General features: G+C 72.0%; 11 protein-coding genes. 5 read left to right on the top strand and 6 right to left on the bottom strand.

Going from position 1 to position 11,688, the window contains the following annotated elements; all coding sequences use genetic code 11:
* Positions 1-81 precede the first annotated feature (81 nt).
* Entirely contained in the window at positions 82-1,419 is a 1,338-nt protein-coding gene (locus BG418_RS22675) for a glycoside hydrolase family 26 protein (protein WP_223185293.1), read from the top strand.
* Positions 1,420-1,644: 225 nt separating this feature from the next.
* On the opposite strand, the gene BG418_RS22670 is transcribed toward BG418_RS22675, so the two are convergent.
* From BG418_RS22670 to BG418_RS22645, 6 genes are all read right to left on the bottom strand, one after another.
* Entirely contained in the window at positions 1,645-2,244 is a 600-nt protein-coding gene (locus tag BG418_RS22670; RefSeq protein ID WP_188275803.1) for a flavoprotein, read from the bottom strand.
* 40 nt (positions 2,245-2,284) lie between these two features.
* Positions 2,285-3,688: a lanthionine synthetase C family protein gene (locus BG418_RS22665; protein ID WP_188275802.1), complete on the bottom strand. Its 1,404-nt coding sequence runs from the start codon at positions 3,686-3,688 to the stop codon at positions 2,285-2,287.
* Positions 3,685-7,065 (bottom strand): lantibiotic dehydratase, encoded by a 3,381-nt coding sequence (locus BG418_RS22660; RefSeq protein ID WP_188275801.1) that lies wholly within the window; start codon positions 7,063-7,065, stop codon positions 3,685-3,687. The genes BG418_RS22665 and BG418_RS22660 overlap by 4 nt, the downstream gene beginning before the upstream one ends.
* A gap of 109 nt (positions 7,066-7,174) precedes the next feature.
* Positions 7,175-7,339 (bottom strand): FDLD family class I lanthipeptide, encoded by a 165-nt coding sequence (locus BG418_RS22655; RefSeq protein ID WP_188275800.1) that lies wholly within the window; start codon positions 7,337-7,339, stop codon positions 7,175-7,177.
* Between the two features lie 205 nt (positions 7,340-7,544).
* Positions 7,545-8,471 carry an SUMF1/EgtB/PvdO family nonheme iron enzyme gene (locus BG418_RS22650; protein ID WP_223185292.1) on the bottom strand — a complete coding sequence of 309 codons (927 nt, stop codon included), beginning with the start codon at positions 8,469-8,471 and terminating at the stop codon, positions 7,545-7,547.
* Between the two features lie 8 nt (positions 8,472-8,479).
* Positions 8,480-9,256, bottom strand: coding sequence for an aminotransferase class IV family protein (locus tag BG418_RS22645; RefSeq protein WP_188275830.1), 777 nt, complete (start codon positions 9,254-9,256; stop codon positions 8,480-8,482).
* Positions 9,257-9,521: 265 nt separating this feature from the next.
* On the opposite strand from BG418_RS22645, the gene BG418_RS22640 reads away from it, so the two are divergent.
* The 4 genes from BG418_RS22640 (at position 9,522) to BG418_RS22625 (ending at position 11,670) form a co-directional block, all read left to right on the top strand.
* Positions 9,522-9,881 (top strand): DUF6415 family natural product biosynthesis protein, encoded by a 360-nt coding sequence (locus BG418_RS22640; RefSeq protein ID WP_188275799.1) that lies wholly within the window; start codon positions 9,522-9,524, stop codon positions 9,879-9,881.
* On the top strand, positions 9,878-10,381 hold the full coding sequence (locus tag BG418_RS22635) for a hypothetical protein (RefSeq protein ID WP_188275798.1): 504 nt from the start codon (positions 9,878-9,880) through the stop codon (positions 10,379-10,381). The genes BG418_RS22640 and BG418_RS22635 overlap by 4 nt, the downstream gene beginning before the upstream one ends.
* On the top strand, positions 10,378-10,605 hold the full coding sequence (locus tag BG418_RS22630; protein WP_188275797.1) for a hypothetical protein: 228 nt from the start codon (positions 10,378-10,380) through the stop codon (positions 10,603-10,605). The genes BG418_RS22635 and BG418_RS22630 overlap by 4 nt, the downstream gene beginning before the upstream one ends.
* A gap of 147 nt (positions 10,606-10,752) precedes the next feature.
* The gene (locus BG418_RS22625) at positions 10,753-11,670 is read left to right on the top strand and encodes a radical SAM/SPASM domain-containing protein (RefSeq protein WP_188275796.1); all 918 of its coding nucleotides are present in this window, start codon (positions 10,753-10,755) and stop codon (positions 11,668-11,670) included.
* The last annotated feature ends 18 nt before the right edge of the window (positions 11,671-11,688 follow it).

The raw sequence follows: 11,688 nt of genomic DNA, 5'->3' as shown, positions 1-11,688 counted from the left end.
ATCTTCCCAATCAGAGCAATAAGAATATTTTCCCACCGGGTATATCGAGTATGGGGAGTGACTCGGCACCAAGGAGTGGACATGCGCCAGGGGAAGCACCGCCACGTGAAGCAGCGCCACGGGAAGCACCGGCAAAAGCGCGGGGCGGCCACGGCGACGTACAAAGTGGCGTGCTCGGCGCTCGCGGCCGGCGCGCTCCTCTCCTGCCTCGCCGTCGCCCCGCCGCTCCGCGACCCGGACCCCACCAGCGGCGTCGGCCCCGGCCCGGTGCACCCCTCCACCACGTGGTTCGGCGCGTTCCTGGAGTCCGACGACCGAGGTGTCCAGCGCATGGGCGAACTGGAGAAATGGCTCGGGGGAGCGGAACTGAGAGTGGGTCACACCTATCTGCCCGGCGGGAGCTGGGCGGATATCGAGGGCCGCGCCCGATTCCTGGAGAGCTGGGCCGCCTGGCGCCGCCAGCGCGCCGACCGCCTTTTCGTCCTCAACGTCCCCATGCAGGCGTCCAACGAGGACGGCCTTTCCGACCACGCGGTGCGACGCCTGCTGCAGGCGGGCGAAGAAGGACGCTTCGACCGGCATTTCAAGGCGCTCGCCGAACGCCTGGTGGCGCTGAACATCCCGGACACCGTGATCGTGCTCGGCTGGGAGATGAACGGCACCACGTACACCCATCGCTGCGGACCCGACCCGGAGGCCTGGAAGAAATACTGGCGGCGGGCCGTCACCGCGATGCGCTCGGTACCCGGCCAGAAATTCCGATTCGATTTCGCACCGAGCCGGGGGCGGGACGCCGTACCGTGGACCGAATGCTATCCCGGTGACGACGTGGTCGACATCATCGGCATGGATTCGTACGACCAGCCGCCGGGACGGAAGTTCGACGAACAGATCAAGGAACCGTACGGGCTGCAGCAGCAGGTGGACTTCGCCGCCGCCCACAAAAAGCAGATCTCGTATCCCGAATGGGGCCTGTTCCGCAACGGCGACAACCCCGAATACATGCGGCGCATGCTGGACTGGATGGACGCGCACAAGCCGCTCTACAACACGATCACGGACTACTGCCCGCACGGCGTCTGGCAGTGCGCGGCGAACCCCAAGGCGTCACAGGTCTACAAGTCGATCCTGTTCGGCCGCACGGACCCGACACCGCTGCCTACGCCGCCGGTGAAGCCCCCGGTCACCCCGCCCGTCACCCCACCGGTGACCCCGCCGGTCACGCCGCCGACCACTCCGACGCCGGTCACACCCCCGGCGACCCCGCCCGTCGTCCCGCCCACCGTGCCCCCGGCGACCCCGCCGACCGGCAAGCTGCCGCCGCCCAACTGTCAGCCGCTGGACCTCGGGGAGTGGGTCGAGTACTGGCTCGGCGGCAAGCTGTGCCTGCGGTTGGACTGGTACTCGCGCCGGAAGTAGGTGGTATCGCGTACGGAGGGACCCGTTCCACGGGGCGGTGGGGATGGGCTATATTGGATCTTGAGCTTGCGGCCGTGATGAGCGGCGGCGGGCCCGGCGTTGGTGGTCCAAGGAAAGGCGCCCCACTTCCTGTGGGGAGATGTAGGTGCAAGGCCTGCCCAGCGCTCGATGAACAAGGGCCCTGGTCTCCGTACGGAGACCAGGGCCCTTGGCGTTCATGGCGGTTCAGGCCTCCGGGGCGGGGTCGGATCCCGCCGCCAGGCTCCGGCTCGCCGCCTGGAGCGCGGTGGGCAGGTCGCTGGTCCAGCCGTCCGACTTCCCACCCGCGTGGACGGAGAGCGCGGGGCTGCGCGGCACCACGGTGTAGCCGTCGTCGTGCAGGGTGCGCAGGTTGCGGCGGACCGCCGGGCGGCGCAGGGCGGTGGCGGGGATGGACGGGCCGATCACCACGGGGGCCGAGGTGTTGAGGACCGTGGTGAGGGCGAGGTTGTCGGCGATGCCGGCGGCCAGCTTGCCGATGAAGTCCACCGTGGCGGGCAGGACGAGTACGAGGTCGGCCCAGTCGGCCAGTTCCTGGTGCGGCACCCGTCCCGGGGCGATGTCCCAGTCCGGCCCGCTCACCGGTGCCTGGGTGATCGCGGCCAGCGCCTGCCGGGAGACCAGGGCGTCCGCCGCCGCGGTCAGACAGACCCGGATCGACCAGCCGTACACCCGCAGCGCCATGGCCCAGCCGGGCAGATTGACGACGCCGATCGCGCCGGTCCCGATCAGGAGCAGCTGACCGCGCGGCAGATCCAGCGGCGGCTGTTCGTCGGTGACGGTCATTCAGAGATCTCCAGGGAAGGGGGCCGGGGCCCGGGGAGTGTCAGGACAGCAGCAGGACCCGGTCCCAGACCGGATCCGCCGCCCTCTGCGCGCCGGACGTGACGCTGAGCAGGGCCGCCGCCACCCCGGCGGCGCCCTCCAGGACGCCGGGGTTGTCCTCCAGGCCCAGTGGCTGGTCGCTCTCCCAGCCGCTCTGCCGGTCGACCGGGGCGACATGGCGGTAGCCGAAGGCGGCCGCCGGGTCCCAGAGCCCGGCCAACTGCTCGGCGACGGTGGCGGCGTGATCGAGCAGCACCGCGTCCTCGGCCAGCGTGCCGAGCCGCCACAGGCTCTGGACGAACCCGGCCAGGCCGTGGCAGACGGTCGGGCCCTGGAGGCGCTCCAGGGCATCGGGCCGGTGCAGCAGGGCGTGGGCGCTCTGCAGGGCGAGTCGGCCCCAGTCCTCCTCGCCGGTCAGCCGTCCGGCCCGGAACAGCGCGTTGGCGATGCCCACCGCCCCGTAACACCAGGCGCCGCCGAACGCGCCACTGAACGCGGTGGTGTACGCGGAGACTTCGGCCGAGCCGGAGCCCGAGGCAGAGCCAGGGCCAGGGCCCGATCCTGGTCCCGCCCCGGAGCCCGCACCCCGCGCCCGGGCGATCTCCTCGTCCAGGCCGAGCCGGGGTTCCCAGGCGGGGCCGAACGTGTCGTGGCGGGCGCGGGTGGCCAGCCACCCGGCGATCGCGTACACGGCGTCCACCTGGCCGTCCACCGTGATGCCGTATTCGGCGCTGCGGACCAGCAGGGCCAGCGGGCCCGCGATGCCGTGCGCGAGGCCCAGGTTGACGTCACCGCGCGGAAAGACCCGGCGGTCACCGGCGGACGCCTGCCGCTCGTTCGGCACCCACCAGCCCGGCACCAGCTGCCCGTCCACACGGATGGGCCGGGCGAGCGTGACCAGATGGTCGAGGGTGGCGTGCAGGGCGGGCTCGGCGGCGGCGCGTTCGGCCGTGTCGCCTTCGGTCACCGCGGCCAGCAGCAGACGGCCGGTGCCGGTCGGGCCGGTGATCACGTCGTAGTCGGACCAGCCCACGCCCGGGCCGGGCGAGGGTGCGGAGAGCCGGGCCAGCTGCTCGGACGCCAGGTGGGTGGTCAGCGTCTGTCGCAGCCGTACGTAATGGTCGCCGATCCGGGCGGCCTGGACGGCGGCCAGGACCGCCGCCGGGCCGTGGCTGAGACCGGCCGAGGCGGTACCGGCCAGCGCCCGGGCGGCCGGGGCGATCCGGGCGTGCGCGGCGGGCAGCCGGGCCGGGTCGCGGCGGGCCAGTTCGGCCAGGAGGAGCGCGGTGCCGGTGCCGCCTTCGAGTGAGACGGGTGCGGCGCGTTGCGACTCGGGCCAGGGCGCGGCCAGGGCGGCGGCGACCCGCTCGACGGTGGATTCGATGAGGGTGGTGGCCGCGGTCACCGCTGGTGCCTCCTTCGGTCGGCGTTCCCCATCACACAGGCGCGGGCCAGCGCCATCGCCCGCCGCTCGGCCTCCCGGTCGGGGCCGAGCAGCCGGTTGCAGCTCATGTGGAGCAGGGCGGAGAGCACCCGGTGCAGCGGTGACGCGATCGCGCCCTGCTCCGCGAGATGGTCCAACTCGGCGCGGTACGACTTGAGTTGGTCCGCTTGGTCGGTGAGTGCGGCGAGCACCGCAGGTCCCGCCGGATGGGCCGCGAGCCCGGGGTGGCCGCCGGCCGGGTCGATCAGAGCGAGCCAGTACGCCCGCTGGGCCCGGAAGTCGGCGGGCAGCTCGGCGGGGTCGGCCGGGACGCCGGAAAGCCAGGCGGCGGCGGGCTCCTGATAGCGGGCGGAGGGGTCCGAAGGGCCGGTGGGCCGATCCGCATCGCGAGCGGACGGGTCCGAGGGCCGATCCGCGTCGCGAGCGGACCGGTCCGGGGCGGCGCCTCGCCCGAGCGGATCGGCGACCGTATCGGGCCGCGCCGCGGGACCGAAGGCGTGCGCGATCGAGGCGATCGACAGCGCGCCCAGGACTTCCTTGTCCCACGGCGGCTCGGCCCCGGGGGGTCGGCGCCGTTCGGCGGCGAGCAGGGCGAGCGCGGTGCGGCTGTCGGCGGTGAAGAACCGTTCGGCGGCCGCCTGGGCCTGCGGCCCGCCGTACCGCTCCCACTCGGGCTCGTAACCGTCCAGCACGAACCGCCCCACCAACCCCTGCGCACGCCACCGCGCCACCGCGCCCCGCAGCAGCGGAAGCAGCTGCGGCCAGAGCCGGTCGGCCGGGCCGTGGAAACGTAACCGCAGGTGGTCCGCGTCGTCCCGGTACCGGACGAAGAACCACCGGTCGATCAGCTCGCCGACCGGGCCCGGCAACTGGGCCAGGAACGCGGGAAGGTGCTCGACGAGAAAACCCTCGGTGTGCCGCCCGGCCAGGTAGAGCCGCGCGTAGAGCCAGTCGCCGCCGGGGTCGCTCGTACGGTCGTGGGCGGGCTCGGTGGTGGGGGACACCGGATGCGCCGCCTCGATGCGATGCTCCGACTTATTGAGAAACGCGACGCACAGCTCGGCAGCGTGGGCGTGGCCCTGCGCGTCCCGGAGCCAGCCGTCGCTCCGGTCCTCGCCGCCGTCCCTTTCGACGGCGATCAGCTCCGGATCCTTGGCGAGCGCGGTACGCAGGAGTTCGAGGTGCCAGGCCTGCGAGAGATCCAGCGGCAGCCGGAGGTCGAACTTCGTCAGGACGATCCGCTCGGGCGCCCGCCAGCGCCGGCGCCAACCGTCCACCGCCGTACGCCAGTCGGCCGGTCCGAGCGCGGTCGACTCGCGCAGCTCGTCGAGGCGCCACATGGCCGGGCTGAGCACCACCCTGCCGTAGCGGACCCGTGGGAGGAACGGCGCGTGGACACTCGTGCCCCAGTCCCACGGCGCGCACATCCGGTAGGCGTCCCGGCCCACCTCCACCAGGAAGCGGGCGGCGTTCGGCGCCTGACGGTGCAGGTTGAGGGCGTTGTGCGCGTGCGGCAGCAGCCGGCGGCCGGTCGGCAGGTGCACCGCGTACAGGTGGTCCGGGGTCGCGGACACCCCGATCTGCTCCAGCGGTACGGCCCTCGCACCGGGGTCCGGCGGCAGGCCGATGGCCACCTGGTGCCGGGCGGACCGGCGGCTGTTGGCCAGGTTGAGCGCCCGGGTGGCACGTGGCTGATAGGCGACGCCGAGGTGCAGGGCGCCCTCGACGTCGGGGAAGGCCAGGTCGGCCAGCTCGTCGAGGACCGAGTCCACCGGTTCGGCGGCTGAGGGCAGGCCCGCGGCCGGTTCGACTTCGACGGCTCCGGGCAGGCCCGCGAACCGGCCGAAGGTGGCACCGGCCTCGGCGTCGCTCGGCCCGCTGGTGAGGACCAGCAGGAAATCCCCTTCGGCCAGGGCCTGTTGGTCGGTGGCGACCAGCGAGCCCAGGAGCTGGAAGGAGCGCGGCGCCGGCCCGGATCCGGTGGTGGCGGCGGCCAGCCGGGCCACCAGCTCGTCGTCCAGGACGACCTCCCGCGCGCCCGCCTGGACGGCGGTGCCGACCATCGTGGCGAGCAGTGGTTCCCGGGCGCCGGCGGGCTGGGGCGGCGGTGCCTGCGTCCTGGCGGAGGGCGGCCACTCGTAACCGGCCGGCGCGCCCAGGCCGACCGTGTCGTCGAGCAGCTCGGTCAACGGGACGACCCGGTCGAGGCCGTAACGCTCCAGGAACTCCCGGTGGAACGACCGCAGATGAGGCACACCACGGCCGTGCGGAGCGAGCCGCCAGAGCACGTCCACGGCGCGGGCCGCCTCGTCGGCGACGGTCTGCGGCAGCCGCACCTGAGCGCCGAGGGCGAGATCGACGTGGAGCGGCCGCTCGGTGCCGGCCAGTTCGTGTATGCGGTCTTCCAGCGCCGACAGGGCGGCGGCGCGCTCGCCCAGCGGTGCGAGGTCGTACCGGTCGCGGTCGGCGGCGACGGCCCGCAGTGCGGCGAGCGTGGGCAGCGGACGCCCGGCCGAGCGCTCGGCGGCGGCCAGCACCTCGATGACCCAGCCGAGCGGATCGCCACCGTCGAGCACCGGACGAAGCCCGGTGATCAGGAACTCCTGCCGGACCAGGGCGGCGAGAAGACCGGAGATCTGCTCGGCACCGGCCTGGGGAAACCGCTGCTGGAGCCCGGCGGCGAGCGAGGCACCGGTCGGCCCCGAACCGGCCAGCTCCAGCGCGGCGGCGACCACCGGGGTGAGCCGCACGGACACCTCGCTGCGCGCGGTGTCCCCGGCGCTGCTGCCCGGGTTGGAGGGGGCGGTCATCACCAGCCGCCCGCCGCGCCGGACGGTGCCGGCGTGCCCGTGCAGGGTCAGATGCCCAAGCAGCTCCGGCTGCCGCTCCAGCTGACGTATCACTTGCAAGAGCCAGTCGAGATCCACGCGAGTACGGCTGATGGGCGCGCAGCTCCAGACGACGTCGGCCGACCCGTCCGCCTCCTCGAAGCGCAAGGGGGCGACCCCGGCGAAGAGCCCGAAGGGCGTGCACCGCGTACGCAGCCGCAGCTCGTAGCGCAGCACGGACAGAACGGCCCGGCGCAACTGGGCGTCGCTGCGCCCGTTCACCGCGCCGACGGTCGCCGCCACGAGCCGGGCGAGCGAGGGGCTGGCCACCCGCAGCGCGTCCATGAAGAGCGAGTCGCCGGCGGCCCCGCGCAGCAGCGACAAACAGGCCGCACGATCGGTACCGGCCACCGCGGCCCAGTCCGGTCTCTGCGACCGTCCGCGCAGCGGGGCACGCAGCAGGGCGACCGGTGCGGCGCGGAAGAGGGGAGTGGCAGGCTGAGCGGGCATCAGAGGCGGTCCCTCGGGGCGGCGGGGCGAAGAACACGGGGCACGGGGCCGGCGGCTTGAGCCGCCGGCCCCGTGCGGTCGAGCATCTGCCGGGGTCGGGCGCGGAACGTCAGCAGCAGAACGTGGGCTGGAAGCACGAACAGCTCAGGCTGCACCCCCAGGAGGTGAAGCCGAGCTCGCCGTCGGTCTTCTTGACTTCGATCTGGATGTCCAGATCGAAGAGGTCGTCCAGCTGGGTCTTGTCGAGCGTGGTCTCCGCGGTGGCGGTGGACATCATGAGCTCCTTCGCTGCGAGAACAGATCGAACAGAGACGGACAGGGCGCGCGCCCACCAGCGGAGTCTCGGTCGGCGCCGGGCAGCCGGGGAAGAGTTTTGGACGATCTTGGACAGTTTTGGACGCTCTGGGACACCTTCCGGATGTTTGTATTCCGCTGGTCGGGCACACCGCGGTCGTTCTCGCGGTCTTGGCGGCGGACGGTTACGCGCCGGGCGGGACGGCGAGGGCGGCGCAGCGGAAGCCGGTGTCGTCGTCGGCCATCGTGGCGCAGGCGTCGTTGAACGCGGACGGTGCGGCTTGTTCGAACGGGCTGGTGAAGGCGCTGCCCTTGAGTTCGTAGCGGCCGGGCCTGGTCTGGCTGGAGGTCCATTCCCAGGTGTTGCCGCACAGGTCGTAGACGCCGTACGGGCTCGCTCCGCTGCGGTACCGGGAGACCGGGGTGGTGCTGGTGATCCCGGACTCACGGACGTTGGCCTTGGCGGCCGTGGCCGCCTCGCCCCACGGGTAGGTGCTGCCCTTGGGGCCGCGCGCCGCTTTCTCCCACTGCGCGCTCGTCGGCAGCGTCTTGTGGGCCCACCGTGCGTACGCGGTGGCGTCGTGCCAGTCCACCCAGACCACGGGATGGTCGAACAAGGCCTCGGGGGAGTGCCCTTCGGGACTCCAGTGCCGGGGCGAGGTGTGGCTGGTGGCCGTGAGGTAGCGGGCGTAGTCGGCGTTCGTGGTCGGGAAGACGTCGATCCAGAAGCCGGACAGCCACACCGGCTCGTCATCGGGTCCGGCGAGGTAGATGCCCTCCTCGACCTGCACCATGACCTTCCCGTCGACGGGGTGGGTGCGGTAGATGCGGGTGTCGGCGGACAGCAGGGTTTCGGTGCGCGGATCGGCAGTGGCGGCGGCCTGTTCGGTGATGAGCGTGGCGAACCGCTCCTGTACCGCCTTGTCCGCCAGCGCGAGCATGGTGTCCAAAGCGGCCTGGTTGGCCGGGCGTGGCTCGACGGTGGCCCCGCCCTTCTCCCACTTGGACACCATGCGGTCGCTGACGCCGATGGCCGCTGCGAACGTGCGGACCGTCATCCGCTGGGCGAGGCGTAATACGCGCGTCTCGCGTCCGGTCCACCGGACAACCATCCCGGCTCCTAGACTTCCTCGCCCGGCAGGGCCAAGTAGCCCTCCCGCATGGCTGCGAGCACCGGGTGCTCGGTGGGCAGCACGGTGTCCTCGATCGCCGAGATCGCGCGCACCCCGATACTCGTGTTCGTCGCGAACGCGGCTTGCATACCGCGCGCCGCCTCCACCGTCACGGGGGCCGTGACGTGTTCGTGCTGCTGCTGGAGCAGCGCCATCGTCACCCCGGGCAGGACATCGTGCTTGGGCCACACGATGGCGCCGTCGTCGTCGATGAACCCCACGTTCCATGTGCCGCCTTCGGACACCAGGTCATCGGGCCCGTAGAACAGCGCGTCGTCGAAGCCGTCGAGCTGCGCGGTGCGCCGTGCGTGGAGCGCGCCGAACAGGCCCACGTGCTTGACCGTCGCCACGTCGCGGATGTACGGGACGGCCTTGACGCGCATCGGAGGCATCGGCAGGGACCCAGCCGGGCGCGTGGTCACCAGGATGCTGGGGGCCGACGTCTTGCCGGGGTGACCCATGTCCAGCGCGGGGTCGAAGACGGTCACACGGACGATGAACGAGCCGCTGGTGCCCTCGACGGCACGGCGGACGAATCCACGGACCTGGTCGAGGTCGAGCTGCTGGCTGAACACCGCGCGGCAGTCCCGCCCGAGGCGCTCCAGGTGCAGGGACAGACCGCGTACACGCCGGTCGTCCACACGCATAGAGGTGAAGTGGCTGTAGGGCACCAGCGCGAGGGCCTTCACAGCCTCAAGGTCAGCGGGTTTTCCGTTGAGTTCCATCACGCCGGCCAGTGTCGCAGCGCCCGCCCGGCAGGACAGTCCCCTGCCCGGTCAGATGAGCGCAAGTTCAGCAAAAGTTCCACACCCTCCCCAAAGACGGGCTGCTCCCGCCCCGGCCTGCACAGAACACACCGCCCTTGGCCGCCGGGTTGCCCGCACGCCAGTCCCAAGGCCGCGAAGTTCAGCAGAAGTTCCTTCCCCCCGCCCCCTGTCACGCCGTTCTCTGGGCACCGCCCCGCTACCTACTGTCGCGAAGAGGCACCCCATGACGCGCCGCTCACCCACCGCTCTGCCGACCACCACCGCGAGCAACCCAATCCCGGTCGACCACGAGGCCATCACGGACACCGTGGCCCGAATCCTCGCCCCCCGCGCAGGTCTCCCCGACCCGGAGATGGTGGAGGAGTGGCTGGAACTGCTGCGCGGCCACATCGCGCTGCTCGTCCCCGTGGTGGAGGACCGGTGCGCTCCCGGCTGGCAGGAGGTCGTGGCCGAGGTACGGGCGGAACTCGACAAAGGCCCCGGCAACCACCGGGCCGCTGCCTGTGTCCACGCCCAGGTACTGGCCCGCTGCACCCGCCAGCTCCTCGGGATGGCCCTGGAGCAGCCTGGAGCCGGGCAGTGACCGGCCTCGGCCGGGTGCCGGTCATCATCTACCTGGCGCTCCCCGACGACGACACCAACCCGGAGCCCTACCTGCTCCCGTGCCGGGAGTTCGCCGCGCGCTACGGCTATGGGGTGCGGGCGGAGCTGACCGGCCGCCTGACAGGCTCGGGGCGCCGCCCCTTCCGCAAGGTGGCGCGGGAAGCGATGGAGGCCGGGCGGGCACGCGGTCTGATCACCTACACGCGGCCCATGCTCGCGACCCGTACCGAAACGTGGGCCGAACTCGCCAAATGGGCCGGACGGCGGCCCGCGTTCATCGAAGCAGCATGGCAGCCGGTCACGGCCCTGGGCTCCCTGGTGTACGACACGGCCCACGGCCGCACTGGCCGCCTGGTGGCCTTCTACCCGGACGGGCTGGCGTGGCTGCGCCCGGACCCTGCGGGCGGCCAGGAGTGGACCACCGACCCCGACTGCCTCATGCCGCCGCTGACAGCCCACGCACCCGGGGGCAGACGGTGAGCGCGCACCGCAGGCCCGAGCTGCCTGGCCGGTTACCCGGCGGCACCACGGTCGGACTGGTCCTCATCGTCGGCAACGCGCTCGGCCTGACCGGCTACGCCGCCACCATCAACCACGACATCAACCGGCCGTCGACCGCCTCCGAAGATCCCGCTTCGGCCTCTGTGGCCGAGCAGCCGGACGGCGGGCCGCGTACCTGCCGCTGTGGAAGCCGCCCCCCTTGAGCTCCGTGGCCCCGGCCGTCCCGCCGGACCACGGGCCGAACCTTCCAGCACTCATCCACGTGACCGGGAGCTTGGGGCCGACGCAAGTGCTCGCCATCACCTGAACCGCGCACGCACAACTCGCTTCTCACAAAGGAGGTTGACGCCATGGCCACAACTGCCGAGCCGGTCGCCACGATCCCGTCGTTCCTTGAGTTGGAGATCACCGGCCGCTGCCAGCTCACGTGTTCCTCGCACTGCTACGCCGAGGCCGGTCCCACCAAGGGCCACGGCAGCATGACCGGCGGTGACTGGATGCGGGTGCTGGCCGAGGCTGCCGTGATCGGCGTCGAGAAGGTCCAGTTGATCGGCGGTGAGCCGACTCTGCACCCGCAGTTCGCCGAGCTGGTCGAGCATGCCCTGTGTCTGGGTCTCGGTGTGGAGGTCTACAGCAACCTGTACAAGGTCCGACTCGCGCACTGGAAGCTGTTCGAGCGCGACGGCGTCAGTCTGGCGACGTCGTACTACTGCGTCACCGACGACGGGCACGATGCCGTCACCGGCCGCGAAGGCAGCCACGCCGCCACCCGCGCGAACATCGCCGAGGCCCTGCGCCGGGGGATTACCGTCCGGGTGGGCATCGTGGACGTGTCCGACAAGCAGCGCGTCGAAGAAGCCCGCGCCGAACTCGAAGCCCTCGGGGTCACCGGTGTCCACATCGACCGTGTCCGCGCCGTGGGCAACGCCGCGAAGATTCTCCTCCCGTCCGCGTCGCAGCTGTGCGGGAAATGCGCTCACGGGACGGCGGCCATCATGCCGGATGGCACGGTAACTCCCTGCGTACTGGGGCGTTTTCTGCCCGCAGGGTCGGTGAAGGAGAAGAATCTGGCGGAGGTCTTCGGCGGCGAAGGGTGGGCCCGGGTGAAGGAGTTGATCCCGCCGCGCCAAGGGTGTGGCTGTACCCCCGACGAGGACTCGTGCATGCCCTCTCCGGGCGTGGACCCCTGCGCTCCGGACTGCCATCCCACCAACGACAGCGGGTGCGACCCCCAAACCGGCGGTGGGGCATGCGACCCGGCGAAATGACCACACGGAAGGGAACGG

Origin of the sequence: Streptomyces sp. CBMA152 (assembly GCF_014596475.1) — a bacterium.
Lineage (GTDB): Bacteria > Actinomycetota > Actinomycetes > Streptomycetales > Streptomycetaceae > Streptomyces.
The sequence above is the reverse complement of the archived record's forward strand: the minus strand, read 5'-3'. Positions and strand labels throughout refer to the sequence as shown.